Below are 14,246 nucleotides of genomic sequence, written 5' to 3'. Positions count from 1 at the left end.
GGATAAAGGAAAGATACGATGAATAGGGTTTTAATCAAGAATGCCAAAATAGTCAATGAGGGAACTATTTTTGAAGGCGATGTTTTAATCGAAAACGACTTGATTGTCGAAATTTCGGAAAGCATCAGCGCAAAATCCTCAGAATGCCAAATCATTGATGCCGAAGGAAATTATTTAATGCCGGGAGCGATTGACGATCAAGTACATTTTAGAGAACCGGGTTTGACCCACAAAGGAGATATCGAATCCGAGTCAAGAGCTGCCGTTGCTGGTGGAATCACTTCGTTCATAGAACAGCCCAATACGGTTCCTAATGCGGTGACGCAAGTTCTTTTGGAAGAAAAATACCAATTGGCTGCCGATAATTCCTTTGCGAATTATTCATTCATGATGGGTGCAACCAATGACAATTTGGAAGAAGTGCTGAAAACAAATCCGAAGAATGTTGCTGGAATAAAAATATTTTTAGGTTCGTCAACAGGAAATATGTTGGTGGATAACGAAGCGGTTTTGGAAAGAATCTTTTCGAGCACGCCGATGTTGATTGCCGTGCATTGCGAAGATGAACAGACCATCAAAAACAATCTGGAAAAATACAAAGCCGAGTTTGGTGATAAAGTTCCGGTAACGGTGCATCATCTTATTCGAAGCGAGGAAGCCTGTTATCTTTCGTCTTCCAAAGCGATTGCCCTTGCCAAAAAAACGGGAGCAAGATTGCATATTTTCCACCTTTCGACAGCCAAGGAAATGGATTTGTTTACCAATAAAATTCCATTGGAAGACAAAAAAATCACTGCCGAAGTTTGTGTGCATCATTTATGGTTTACCAATGATGATTATGAAACCAAAGGCAATTTAATCAAATGGAATCCTGCCGTAAAAACTGCCAATGACAGAAAAGCGTTATGGGAAGCCTTGATTGACGGTAGAATTGACGTTATTGCCACAGATCACGCGCCACATACTTTGGAAGAAAAAAAGAAACCGTATTTGGAAGCTCCTTCTGGAGGGCCATTGGTGCAACACGCCGTTGTGGCTATGTTTGAAGCGTATCATCAAGGGAAAATCAGCATTGAAAAAATTGTCGAAAAAATGTGCCATAACCCTGCCAAGATTTTCAAAATCGAAAAACGAGGATTCATCAGGGAAGGCTATTTTGCCGATTTGGTTATTGTAAATTCAGGTTTGCCTTGGAGCGTAAAAAAAGAAAATATTCTCTATAAATGTGGATGGTCGCCATTTGAAGGATTTACTTTTAAATCCCGAATTACCCATACATTCGTCAACGGACAGTTGGTTTATTCTGCTTTTAAAGTAAAAGACATCCGTGCCGGAAAACGATTGTTGTTTGATAGATAAATGTTTGTAAAGATGAAAAAAATACTGCCATTTTTAGCCATTTTAGCCTTTTTTATAAGCTGTAAAAAGGAACTGGCCAAGGAACCTAAACGTCTTATAGAAAAAGAAAAAATGGTAGATATTATGTATGATTTGTCGCTTTTGGGAGCCATGAGAAGCCAAAATTCGGTTTTATTGGACTCTTTTAAAAACAATTCAAACGAATATATTTATAAAAAATATAAAATTGACAGTACGCAATTTGCCCAAAGCAACATCTATTATGCGGCTGACTACAAGGAGTACAAGAAAATGTACGAACAGGTGAAATCGCGATTGGAGAAGGATAAAACTTTGACGGAAGCTGCCATCAAGGTTGAAAACAAGAAAGCCCTTTTGCTTGAAAAGAAAAACAAAAAGCTGAAACTTAAAAAAGAAGCTGATTCTATTAAAAAAGCAAAAGATTTTATAAAAAAAGTAAAGGATTCCAAAATAAAAAAGACTGATCCCGAAAAAGCAGCAAAGCTTAAAATGGAGAGAACAAGAGATTCGTTAAATAAAATACGCTTACAAGAAAAAAGAAAGCTTTTAGAAAAGCAAAGACGTACTCAATTAACAAACTAAAGGAGGATATTTATAATTTCGAAATGTCTTTAATGTACTGATGAATGTCTAAAAATTCAGTTTGCAAAGCAGTTTTTATTTTTTCATTTGAATAGTAGTTTCTTGAATAAGAAGCTTTGGCTGTAGCTCGATCCAGCTTTCTTTTTTGCCCCAAAACATTCGACAAAAACCAATCTATTTTGTAGGCTAAAGTCACCATAAGTGGGTTTGCATGCATTAAAGGTCTTTTTACTTTTAAGGAATCTGCAATGGAATTCAACAAGTCTTGAAAGGTAATGTTTTCTGCAACCAGCGTAAACCTGTCGTTGGAATGTTCATTTTTCATCAATTCTACCGTCATTCGAACTACGTCAGGAACTGCAACAAATCCGGTTGTGCCTTTGGTATAAAAGGTCAATCCGTTGGCCACTTTCTTGAAAAGCAATCCGCTTCCTTGTTTCCAGAAACCGGGTCCAAGAATGACTCCGGGATTTACAATTACCGTTTCCAATCCTTCTTGCTGGCCTCGCCAAATCTCCATTTCGGCGCCATATTTTGAAATGGCGTAATCACTGTGGGGTTTTTCTGGATTCCATTCGGCTTCTTCGGTAATGATTTTTTCGTTTTCTTTCAAGTCGCCCAGAGCTGAAATAGAACTCACGAAACACAATTTTTTTACGTTTTTGGCAATGCAAAAATTGACCATATTTGCCGTTCCTTCGATATTGGTTTTTCGAAGTAAATCTTCGTCTTTTGGGTCAAATGAAATTAAAGCGGCACAATGGTAGACGTATTCGATATTTTCGAATATAAGTTCTAAAGACGGAACATCGGTAATGTCGGCTTGAATCCAGTCAATTTTTTCGAATAAGGCTTCTTTTTTATAAAGAGAAAAAAGGTCTTTCGTTTTTTGAATAGCATCCAAATTTCGATAAATGGCACGAACGCTTTCTCCATTTTCAATTAAATGAAGTAATAAATGCGCACCCACCAAACCTGTTCCTCCCGTGACTAAAACCATCTTGCGAATTTACGAATTACGAGTTACGAATTACGATTTTTTTTTCAATTAACCGAATAAACAATTAACCGAATCAACATTAAATTTTATCTTTGCCAAAATTGATTTTAAAGATGAAAAATTTTATTGAAGAAGTGACTTGGAGAGGAATGCTCCACGATGTTATGCCGGGCACAGAAGAACATTTGATGGAACAAATGCGTGTGGCATATGTGGGGATTGACCCAACTGCCGATTCATTGCATATAGGACATTTAGTTGGCGTGATGTTGCTGAAACATTTTCAGTTGTCTGGACACAAACCATTGGCGTTAGTGGGTGGTGCGACAGGAATGATTGGCGATCCATCCGGAAAATCGAATGAAAGAAATTTATTGGACGAAGCCACTTTGCGCCACAATCAAGAAGCCATAAAAGGACAATTGTCCCGTTTTCTGGACTTTACTTCCGATGCGGCAAATGCGGCCGAATTAGTGAATAATTACGACTGGATGAAGAATTTTTCTTTTCTGGAATTCATTCGTGATGTGGGCAAGCATATTACCGTAAATTACATGATGGCGAAAGATTCTGTAAAGAAACGTTTGTCGTCTGAAGCTGCCGAAGGAATGTCTTTCACGGAGTTTACTTATCAATTGGTTCAAGGATACGACTTCTTGCATTTGTACAGAGATAAAAGTTGTACGTTGCAAATGGGCGGTTCAGACCAATGGGGAAATATCACCACGGGAACCGAATTAGTTCGTAGAATCGCAGGAGGAAAAGCTTATGCTTTGACTTGTCCTTTGATAACAAAAGCCGATGGAACCAAATTTGGAAAATCCGAAGGCGGGAATATTTGGTTGGATGCAGCGAGGACTTCTCCTTATAAATTTTACCAATACTGGTTGAATACTTCTGATGTGGATGCCGAAAAATACATCAAGATTTTTACCTTTTTATCGAAAGCGGAAATCGAAGAATTGACCGAAAAACATAGAGAAGCTCCGCATTTGCGTTTACTGCAAAAGCGTTTGGCCGAAGAAATCACCGTTATGGTACATTCTAAGGAAGACTTGGAAAATGCCATTAAAGCATCGGGGATTCTTTTTGGAAATGCTACCGCCGATGATTTGAAACAATTGGACGAAGCGACTTTCTTGGAAGTTTTTGACGGAGTTCCTCAAGCAGAAATTGCAAAATCTGAAATCGAAGTTGGAATCAATATTGTTGCTGTTTTAAACGAAAAAACAGGATTTTTGAAATCAAATGGTGAAGCAAGAAGAGCTTTGACAGCGAATTCTATTTCGGTAAACAGGGAAAAAGTAACCGAAGAATTCGTGCTTTCGACCAAAGATTTAATCAACAACCAGTTTGTATTGTTGCAAAGTGGAAAGAAAAATTATTTTGTGATTCGGGTTAAATAATTTTCTAACTTTACTAAAATAACAAAAGCTATGGAAACTCAATTTTTGACCGACGAAAAAGGAAACAGGACAGCTGTTTTGTTGCCCATAGAGAAATACAATAAACTGATCGAGAAATTGGAAGATTTGGAAGATGTACGTCTTTATGATGAAGCCAGGAGGGATGATGATGGGTATCGTATATCTATAGATGAAGCTTTTAAAATTATTGAAGAAAAGCGGAAATTAGCAAAATAATGGCTTACACTATTGAATTTAGAAATAAAGTTTTGAAGGCTTTAGTTAAAATTAATGAGCCTCATTATTCTGCTATCAAAAAAACAAATTTATGATTTAGCTGATAATCCACGACCGCAAGGCTATAGAAAGCTGAAAGGCAGAAAAGGATACAGAATTCGTATTGGAGATTATAGAGTGATTTATGAGATTTTTGATCACATTCTGCTAATTGATGTCATTGATTTAGGTCACAGAAAAGAAATTTACGAATAGAGGTTAAATAACCATCAAATTACAACCACGAATATCAGAATTATCAAAACGTCCCAATACCTCGAAAGAGTTGTTGGGATTTTTTGTTTGTTTGAGTAAAGCTTTGGGTATTCATTCGAATAGTTGTTTGTAAATTAAGTATAATTAAAAAGACTATCGAATAAGTTTCAAATGTATATATTTGTTGTTTTGACAAAATTTCAAATAGTTTATTTGACTATAAAAAATTTCAAAAATTAATTATTTGAATCCACATTAATTTAAATTTTGCTTTGAAAACAAAACGAATTAACGCTTTTTTTGCTTCATTTTTTCTTTCATTATATTCTGTTTTCACTCCTTGTTTTAGCCAATCGCAAGTTGTGTTTAGTAAAATAAACCAAACCAATGGATTGTCTAACGACAGAGTAAGCAGTGTTGTAAAGGAGAAAAATGGTTTTGTTTGGATAGGTACCCAAAACGGATTAAATCGGTATGACGGTAATAAAATTAAGATATATAACAAGCAAAATAGTGCTTTAAGCGCCAATGGAATTTCCGATTTATTGATAGACCATAAAGGGAAAATATGGATTGCCACCCTTGGCGGTGGATTGAATTTATACAATCCTTTGAATGATAAATTTGTAGCCTACAAAAACATTTATAATGACAATCGGTCGATTCCCTCGAATGAATTGAATACCCTTTTTGAAGACTCAAAAGGGACTATTTGGATAGGAACAAAAAATGGAATTTCCTTATTTAATGAAAAAGCACAAACATTTAAAACCTACAAATTCGAGAGTGGAAATAATTATTCCATAAGTCATAATGACGTTACGAGTATTTATGAAGATGGAAATAAAAACTTGTGGATTGGTACCTTTGGTGGTGGTTTGAACAAGTTTGATCGCAAGACTGCCAGGTTTGTTCGAATAAAGTCTTCAAGTGCTATTTCGCCCGATTATATCCATTCGATAATTGGATTGAACAAGAATGAAATCTTGATAGGAAGCAGCGGAAAAGGATTGTTGACATTTGATGTGAATACCTTGGGTTTCCAAAAAAAAAATTATGGGATCGGCAAAGCAATCAATATCGTGCGTTGCATTAAGAGAGATCGAAATGGCGTAATGTGGATTGGAACGGATGGTGTTGGCCTTATTGAAATTAAAAACATAAACAGCCTAAATCCAATAGTTACTATTTATACAAATGATTCCCAGTCTGAATCATCTATTTCCAGCAATGCCATTTATGCTCTAATGGAAGACGAGAATTCCAATATTTGGTTGGGATCTGCGTGGAATGGTGTCGATGTGTTGAGCCATAACAAGGATTATACATTTTTACCCAGCACTATCAAGGGAGGAGCTCCCATTTCGGTATTGTCGGTTTATAAAAACAAGGATGCTTTTTTTATGGGATTAGACGGAAAAGGATTGACCGTTTTAAACAAAAATAATGCTGTAAAACACTACAACAGTGCTAATAGAAATTCAATTGGGGATGATTATATTCAATTCATAAATGAAACTCATAATGGGACACTTTGGATTGGAACTTTCGTAAACGGACTTGTTAATTTTGATTATAAAACGGGAGCCTTTACACAATTCAAACAAGCAATAGGCAATCCAAAAACCTTAAGTTACAATGACGTTCGGTACGTTATCGAAGACGAGAAAAACAATATTTGGGTTGCAACTTGGGGTGGTGGACTTAATTATTATGATGTTGTTACAAAAGAATTTAAAAGTTTCAAAAAGAAAACAGCAGACAAGAACTCGATAAGCAGCGACAATGTCATATCCCTTCAAAAAGACGGTGATTTAATTTGGTTGGCCACTTTTGGTGGAGGCCTAAATCTTTTGGACACCAAAACCAATCGTTTTAAAGTGTATAAAAGTGTTGAAGGAAATAAAAACTCTATTAGCAGCGACTATGTTTACAGCGTTTTAAAAGACTCTAAAGGGAATATTTGGATTGGAACAGCCGGGGAAGGAATCGATTTATTGGATAAAAAAACTCAAAAAATCAATCGGTTTGACAATTACAAGAACGTTCGTTATCAAACCGTGACGGCAATTATCGAAGACAATAAAGGATTGATTTGGTTTAGTACCAAGCAAGGGATTTTTAACTATGATTATTCCACAAAAGCGTTTAACAGCTTTTCTAATCTAAAAGGAGATTATCACATCAATTCCTGTTTCAAAGACGAGAAAGGGATGTTGTATTTTGGCTGTTCCAAAGGGGTTGTTCAATTTAATCCCGAAACCATCAAGGTCAAAAATGTAACCCCAAAAGTAAAATTCACAAGCTTTAAACTTTTCAACAAAGAAGTTCCTATTGGCGAAGACGAGATATTAAAAAGCGACATTTCTTTTTCTAAAAACATTACCTTAAAACACAATCAGGATGTAATCACTTTCGAGTTTGCCGCAATGTTGTTTCCATCATCTTCGGGTTGCGAATACCAAATTAAAATGGATAATTTTGACAGGAATTGGAGGTCAATCGGCAAAGATGGCTCGGCTACCTACACCAACCTTTCTCCGGGTAAATATGTTTTTAAGGTAAGAAGCAGGGAATTGGGAAGCGAATGGGCTGATCAATATAGTGCGTTGAATATCAAGATACAAAAGCCTTTTTGGTTGGAATGGTGGGCTTTTTTGATTTACGCGATTTTGGGAGTTTTAATGTTGCAGCTGTTTACAAAATACGTCATTTCTTGGGAAAAAATGAAAGCCGATTTGAGATTTGAAAAGTTTTCTCGCGAAAAGGACGTCGAGCTTTATAATTTAAAACAAGATTTCTTTACCAATATTTCTCACGAAATCAGAACGCCGGTTACCCTTATTTTGAGTTCCATAAATAAGTTGTTGAAAAGTGATGAACATTCTGAAGAACAACTGCAAAATCCTTTTGGCACCATCAAAAAAAATGGCGAATACCTACTTAATTTAGTCAACGAACTTCTTGATTACAGAAAATTTGAGCATCATCAAATCAAGCTAAAGGTTGTAAAAGGGGATTGGGTCAAGTTTAGCAAAGAAATTTACCTCTCCTTCAAAGAATTTGCCTATCAAAAAGATATTAAGTTTGAATTTGAATCGACAAGCCCGAATATAGAATTGTGGTTCGACAAAAAGCAGATGGAAAAAGTACTTTACAATTTGTTTTCCAATGCATTGAAATTTTCAAGTACGGGAGGCTCCATAAAACTCTCTATAACAGAAACCGATGCAGAAGTTCAGTTAGAATTGGTAGATGAAGGAATTGGAATTCCAAAAAAACAGCTCTCCAAAATATTTAATCGGTTTTATCAAGCTAATAATGCCAGCAAAATAGATGGAGCAGGATTTGGATTAGGTTTGACCATTTCCAATGAAATTATACGACTGCATCAAGGAGAAATAAAGGTTAAAAGTAAAAAAGGAGCTGGTAGCACGTTTACAATTTTATTAAAAAAAGGAAATTCTTTTTTCAATGATGCCGAGATTGGAGCCAATGAAAACAATGATGAATTTATTGAAAGTTATTTTACCAATAAAAAGAATAAAGCAACGGTAGTTTCACAAAGCAGTGATAGTCCCTCAGTCAAAGAGCAAACCTTGCTTGTAGTTGAAGACAATGAAGATATCTGCAACTACATTGTCGAACTTTTTTCGGACGAGTATACTGTATTGCAAGCTTCCAACGGGAAGGAAGGATTGGAAATGGCGTTGGAAAAATCACCAGATCTCATTGTCAGCGATGTCATGATGCCAGTAATGGATGGTATTGAGCTTACCCATAATTTGAAATCAAATGTAAACACGAGTCACATACCCATCATACTTTTAACGGCCAGAGCTTCCTTTATGCATAAAATGGAGGGTTTTGAAACAGGGGCCGACGATTATGTTACCAAACCCTTTAATGAGTCGCTCCTTCGTGCCAGGATCAAAAATATTCTTAAAAACAGAAGTTTATTACACGAAAAATTTCATTCAGAAGAGGCTACCGATATTAGTGAATTTGTAAAAAACAAAAGAGATCAAGAATTCCTTGAAAATTTAGGCTTATTTATCGAAAAAAATATTGATTCGGATAATCTTAGTGCTAATCTAGTCGCTCAAGAACTTGGGATGAGTCATTCCGTGCTTTATAAAAAGCTAAAAACATTGACAGGTTTGTCACTTGTGGAGTACATGCGTGATTACAGATTGAAAAAAGCCAAACAACTTCTTAAAACAAAACAATATACCTTAAGTGAAGTTTGTTACCAGGTAGGTTATTCCGACCGAAAATATTTCAGCAAGCTATTCAAAGAGCGTTTTGGCAACCCTCCCACTTTTTACATAAAGGAAAAATAAAACCATTCCTTTTGATTTTTCAAATGACCATTCCCCGGTTGTAAAAATGTTTTATCCCGTAAATTCAAAACCTGTTTGGTGTAATCAAATAGGCTTTTTTTTGGAAATAAAGCGAATGCCAATCATTCTTTTGGGTCTTCCATATTTTTCTAATAGTCCAAGCAATAGAAATTCTTCTTTATGCTGTTTTTCAAGGATTTTCTGCCGGTTAGTTTGTGAAAAAAAAACGATTTCGTACCCCTGAAAAAACGATTTCGTGCCCCTTTTGTTTTCGGTGTCAAGTATAATTTTACGATTCAAATAAAGTCTTTTTCTGGTCTGCTATTTTAGATTGGAAATGAAATTTAAAAACAAACTATAACCAGCTAAAAAATTTAAACCAAAAATGAATTATGAAAAAACAAATTAAACCGTAATCAATCTTAAACCAAATTAAAAAAAATTAACTATTACAATCAAAACCAAATATGAATACGAAACTAAAACGAAAAAGAACCCTTATAGCACACAAGCTATCTTGCTCATTGATTATTTTCTTGATACCACTCCTGTTTTTTGGACAAAAAGGAACAGTAAAAGGTACAATTGTCGATGAAGTTACCAAGGCAAGTCTTCCCGGTGTTACGGTAACATTAAAAAACAATAGTAATTCTACTGTTTCCGATAATAATGGAAATTACCAGATTAATGCAGCAATTGGAGATATTGCGGTATTCTCATTTTTGGGATATGCAACTGTCGAGAAAAAAATCACGGGAAACACCTTGAATGTGTCTCTTCAAGAAACAGCCAAAACACTTAACGAAGTAGTGGTTATTGGATATGGGTCAACCAAGAAAAAAGACCTTACCGGTTCCGTAACCCAAGTAAATGCCAAAGATTTTCAAAAAGGATTTGTAACCAATGCCGAGCAATTGATTGCCAATAAAGTTCCCGGGTTACAAATAACACCCATCAGCGGAAAACCAGGTGCGGGGAGTTCCTTTTTATTAAGAGGAGGAGCATCCTTGAGTGCATCAAATAATCCGCTATTCGTGATTGATGGCGTTCCCATTGGTCTGGAAGATGGTCCTGGCGTAATTAGTGCCTTGAATCCTGACGACATTGCATCTTTCAGTATTTTGAAAGATGCGTCTGCAGCCGCAATTTATGGTTCAAGAGGGTCGAATGGAGTCGTGATCATTTCGACCAAAAAAGGAGTAAATGGGGCGTTGAAAGTTTCATTCACTTCAAAGTTTTCGGCTTCGAGCAATATCTACAAACAAGATGTTTTGACGGGAGACCAATATAGGGATGCTGCCCAGCAAGCCTCGGTAGTTGCCGGAGTACCTGTTTCGGATTTTAAATTGGGTACGGCCAACACCGATTGGCAAGACGAAATTTACCAAACCGCTTTGACCAAAGATAATTCAATCAGTTTTACTGGTGGGATAAAAGTATTGCCGTATCGTTTGTCTTTTGGATTTTTGGATCAAGACGGGACATTAAAAACGGGGAATTTCAAGAGAAATACCATTACATTGAACATTAACCCCACTTTTTTCGACAATCATCTTAAAGTGAATTTGAATGTAAAAGGCATTAGCCAAAAAGAAAGAAAAGCCGATGAAAGTGCCATTTATACCGCCGTTACATTCGACCCGACACAAGCGGTAAAAGATCCCAATTCCATTTATGGAGGCTACTGGCAATATTATGAATTCGCTTCAAATCCAGCAGTTTTGCACGGTCACAACAATCCTGTTTCCAAGCTTGAGCAGATAAATGACAGGGTTTCAAGCCTTAGAAGTATCGGAAATCTTCAATTGGATTACAATGTGCATTTCTTGCCTGATTTAAGCATAAAAATCAATTCGGGTTACGATTTTGCCAAGGGAACTTGGGATTATTTTGCACCAGCCGATTATTTTCCTGCAAGTATTTCCAATGGATATGTTTCTAAAGGAAATCCAGGTTCGAAAACCGAAAATGTGTTCTCGGAAACTACCTTGAATTATGTAAAAGAAATCAAGTCTATCGACAGCCGTATCGAGGCTATGGCGGGTTACTCGTATAACGATTTCAAAACGACCAACTATTTTTATCCATCCTATGATGTTGATGGAAATGAGCAAGCGGGTTCTAAACCAAATTTCAGTTTTGACATTCCCCAGAACACTTTGATATCTTATTTTGGCCGATTAATGTACACTTTCAAAGACAAATATGTACTTACAGGAACATACAGAACGGATGGTTCTTCCCGTTTTTCTCCAAAAACAAGGTGGGGTTCATTCCCTTCAGTGTCTGCAGCTTGGAAAATTAATGACGAAAAGTTTTTAGCCGATTCTAAAGTGGTATCCAATCTTAAATTTAGAATAGGATGGGGAGTTACAGGACAGCAAGAAGGAATTGGTAATTATGGATACATTCCTATTTATAACTTGGGAGCTTCCAATATCAAATATCCAATAGGAAATGAGTTTATACAAGGAGTTGATCCAAGCGCAACTGACCGTAACAGGAAATGGGAACAATCAACAACTTCCAATATAGGCCTGGATTGGGGATTGTACAACAATAGAATCACGGGGGCTTTTGAAGTGTATTACAGGGTTACCGATGACTTGTTGAACGATGTGACCATTCCATCAGGAACCGATTTTGCCAATAACATTGTGAAAAACATTGGTAGCTTGGAAAACAAGGGGTTTGAAATAAATGCCAATGCAATGCTGATTCAAAAAACAAATTTCAATTGGAATCTAGGATTCAACTATAGTTACAATGAAAATAAAATAACAAAACTTTCCATTGGCGACGATTCTGGAGCGGGTTTATTGAGTGGAAATTTATTGGTAAACACTGTTGGCTATTCCAGAAATACCTTTTTTGTGTACCACCAAGTTTACAATGCGCAAGGAAAACCCATTGAAGATCAAATGGTCGATTTGAATAGTGATGGACTGATAAATGAACAAGACCGATACAGAACCGAAAGCTCCTCGCCAAAACATATTTTGGGTTTCAACACTTCATTTAATTACAAGAAGTTCGCTATGGGCATGGCATTTCATTCCAATATTGGTCAGTATGCTTTTTACCTGCCTAATGATAATTTATCAGCAATTTATAGCGGTATAACGCGGAATAATATTAACCAATCGTATTATGAAACGGGTTTTACGCAAGCAGGAAATGTCAACCAACAATACAGTGATTATTATTTGCAAAATGCTTCCTTCTTAAAAATGGACAATATCAACCTAAGCTATGATTTTGGTAATTTGATAAATCCTAAAAAAGATAACAACAATGTTGTATTGTCGGCCTCGGTCCAAAATGTATTTGTGATTACGGATTATACCGGAGGCGATCCAGAAGCATCGTATAATTATGGAACCAATTTCGGGGGAAATTATACCTCGCCAAGAACGTATTCAGTTTCTTTGAATTTCAATTTCTAAGAAATATTTAATTTATTAAAATAATAAAAATGAAAAAAAGACTATTTAAAATCAAATATATAGGACTCGTTTTGGTCGCTTTAATCGTTACTTCTTGTACCGAAGATTTGGATCGATTTCCGACCAATGCGTTGACCAACGACGTACAATTTAGCACGATTGAAGGATACAAACAGGGACTCGTTTCTACTTATATCCAATTGTCGGGAGCCAACAATTTCTTTTACAGAGACTATTGGGAATTGCAGGAAGTTTCCAGCGATGAAGCCGTAAATACTTGGAACAGCCATAAAACAACAGAATTGGACTGGTCTTCGGATCATACGGAATCGGCCGATGTATACAAAAGTGGCTTGTATCTCATTACGCTTTGCAACAACTTTATAATTGAAGCCGCACCGGATGTGGTCAATAAAAGAGGATTTTCTGTTGAAGATAAAGCCGAAATTGCAAAGTACTATTCCGAAGTTCGTTTTGTTAGAGCTTATGCCTATTGGATGCTTTTGGATTTGTTTGGAAACCCTTCGTTTGCAACAGAAGCAACATTGGCCAATGGCGAAATTCCAAAACAAATCAAGCAAGCCGATTTATACCGTTTTATTGAATCCGAATTGAAAGCGATAGACGAGTCGATGATTGCTCCCAAAGCCAACGAATACGGGCGTGCCGATAAAGCCGCGGTTTGGTCGCTTTTGGCTAGATTATATCTGAATGCTGAGGTATATTCAGGCGAAGCACATTACACGGAAGCCATCACGTACAGCAAAAAAGTAATCGATGCCGGTTATTCGCTAGTGTCGAATCACCAATGGTTGATGCTTGGTGACAACAATAAAAATTCCAGCGAATTTATTTTTACCTTCAACTATAATAACGAATATGTAACTTCTTGGGGAACCACCAATGTTTTTGCTCTCGGAGCTTCGGGCATTCCTGAAGAAATTAACGGAATGAGTGCCAGTTGGAATCTGTATCGTGTCACGCCATCTATTGTGTCATTGTTTCCAACGCACGACACCAGTGTCGATAAAAGAGCAGTGTTTTGGACAGAAAAAGAGGAAGCAAAACGCACCTTGGAAATAGAATCCTTGTCCAATTCAAAAAGTGGGTATTCTATTTATAAATACCGTAACGTTGATAGAAATGGAGTTAAAATTCCACAAAAAAACACCTACAATAATTTAAGTGATATCGATTTTCCGGTTTTCCGTTTACCCGAAATGTATTTGATTTATGCCGAAGCGGTTTTAAGAGGCGGTGCTGGTGGTGATTCACAAATAGCGCTAAATAATGTCAACAAGATAAGAGGAAGGGCTTACGCCAATGATCCTAGCAGCACACTAGGAAACATAGCTTCAAAAGATTTGAATTTACAGTTTATTTTAGACGAAAGAGCCAGAGAATTGATGTGGGAAGGTTACCGAAGAACCGATCTTATTCGATACAATAAATTCACGTCGGGAGATTATCTATGGGCTTGGAAAGGCGGTGTCTTGAATGGAAAGGCGGTGGACAGCAAATACAAATTGTTTCCAATTCCAGTGTCAGAAATATTGTCCAACCCCAATTTGAAACAAAACCCAGGGTATTAAAATTT

Annotated in this window: 9 protein-coding genes; 8 read left to right on the top strand and 1 reads right to left on the bottom strand. The window is 36.5% G+C overall.

The features are described 5' to 3' along the window. Nucleotides 1-18 precede the first annotated feature (18 nt). Nucleotides 19-1,359, top strand: coding sequence for a dihydroorotase (locus OZP13_RS14505; RefSeq protein ID WP_281297620.1), 1,341 nt, complete (start codon nucleotides 19-21; stop codon nucleotides 1,357-1,359). Between the two features lie 12 nt (nucleotides 1,360-1,371). Continuing rightward, nucleotides 1,372-1,962 (top strand): DUF4296 domain-containing protein, encoded by a 591-nt coding sequence (locus tag OZP13_RS14500; RefSeq protein ID WP_269240841.1) that lies wholly within the window; start codon nucleotides 1,372-1,374, stop codon nucleotides 1,960-1,962. Between the two features lie 10 nt (nucleotides 1,963-1,972). Here OZP13_RS14500 and OZP13_RS14495 read toward each other — a convergent pair whose 3' ends face one another. Continuing rightward, nucleotides 1,973-2,962, bottom strand: coding sequence for an NAD-dependent epimerase/dehydratase family protein (locus OZP13_RS14495; protein ID WP_281297619.1), 990 nt, complete (start codon nucleotides 2,960-2,962; stop codon nucleotides 1,973-1,975). Between the two features lie 113 nt (nucleotides 2,963-3,075). Here OZP13_RS14495 and tyrS point away from each other — a divergent pair, with 113 nt between their 5' ends. The 6 genes from tyrS to OZP13_RS14465 all read left to right on the top strand — a co-directional run bounded on the left by tyrS (nucleotide 3,076) and on the right by OZP13_RS14465 (nucleotide 14,241). Then, nucleotides 3,076-4,368 carry a tyrosine--tRNA ligase gene (gene tyrS / locus OZP13_RS14490; RefSeq protein WP_281297618.1) on the top strand — a complete coding sequence of 431 codons (1,293 nt, stop codon included), beginning with the start codon at nucleotides 3,076-3,078 and terminating at the stop codon, nucleotides 4,366-4,368. A 30-nt stretch (nucleotides 4,369-4,398) separates the two neighbouring features. Then, nucleotides 4,399-4,605, top strand: coding sequence for a hypothetical protein (locus OZP13_RS14485; protein WP_269240839.1), 207 nt, complete (start codon nucleotides 4,399-4,401; stop codon nucleotides 4,603-4,605). A gap of 54 nt (nucleotides 4,606-4,659) precedes the next feature. Then, nucleotides 4,660-4,860, top strand: coding sequence for a type II toxin-antitoxin system RelE family toxin (locus OZP13_RS14480; RefSeq protein ID WP_269240838.1), 201 nt, complete (start codon nucleotides 4,660-4,662; stop codon nucleotides 4,858-4,860). Nucleotides 4,861-5,222: 362 nt separating this feature from the next. Next, a complete protein-coding gene (locus OZP13_RS14475; protein ID WP_281297617.1) occupies nucleotides 5,223-9,203 on the top strand; it encodes a hybrid sensor histidine kinase/response regulator transcription factor in 3,981 nt (1,326 codons plus the stop codon). Nucleotides 9,204-9,670: 467 nt separating this feature from the next. Beyond that, nucleotides 9,671-12,649, top strand: coding sequence for a SusC/RagA family TonB-linked outer membrane protein (locus OZP13_RS14470; RefSeq protein WP_281297616.1), 2,979 nt, complete (start codon nucleotides 9,671-9,673; stop codon nucleotides 12,647-12,649). A 29-nt stretch (nucleotides 12,650-12,678) separates the two neighbouring features. Further along, on the top strand, nucleotides 12,679-14,241 hold the full coding sequence (locus OZP13_RS14465) for a RagB/SusD family nutrient uptake outer membrane protein (RefSeq protein WP_269240833.1): 1,563 nt from the start codon (nucleotides 12,679-12,681) through the stop codon (nucleotides 14,239-14,241). The last annotated feature ends 5 nt before the right edge of the window (nucleotides 14,242-14,246 follow it).

The sequence above is a fragment of the Flavobacterium limnophilum genome (genome assembly GCF_027111315.2).
GTDB lineage: Bacteria > Bacteroidota > Bacteroidia > Flavobacteriales > Flavobacteriaceae > Flavobacterium > Flavobacterium limnophilum.
Note: the sequence above shows the minus strand (reverse complement) of the source record. Positions and strands in the feature narration are given on the sequence as shown.

Coding starts and splice junctions, on each gene's coding strand:
- OZP13_RS14485 (WP_269240839.1), top strand. CDS start 4,399: ATGGAAACTCAATTTTTGACCGACGAAAAAGGAAACAGGACAGCTGTT.
- tyrS (WP_281297618.1), top strand. CDS start 3,076: ATGAAAAATTTTATTGAAGAAGTGACTTGGAGAGGAATGCTCCACGAT.
- OZP13_RS14495 (WP_281297619.1), bottom strand. CDS start 2,962: ATGGTTTTAGTCACGGGAGGAACAGGTTTGGTGGGTGCGCATTTATTA.
- OZP13_RS14505 (WP_281297620.1), top strand. CDS start 19: ATGAATAGGGTTTTAATCAAGAATGCCAAAATAGTCAATGAGGGAACT.
- OZP13_RS14500 (WP_269240841.1), top strand. CDS start 1,372: ATGAAAAAAATACTGCCATTTTTAGCCATTTTAGCCTTTTTTATAAGC.
- OZP13_RS14470 (WP_281297616.1), top strand. CDS start 9,671: ATGAATACGAAACTAAAACGAAAAAGAACCCTTATAGCACACAAGCTA.
- OZP13_RS14480 (WP_269240838.1), top strand. CDS start 4,660: ATGAGCCTCATTATTCTGCTATCAAAAAAACAAATTTATGATTTAGCT.
- OZP13_RS14465 (WP_269240833.1), top strand. CDS start 12,679: ATGAAAAAAAGACTATTTAAAATCAAATATATAGGACTCGTTTTGGTC.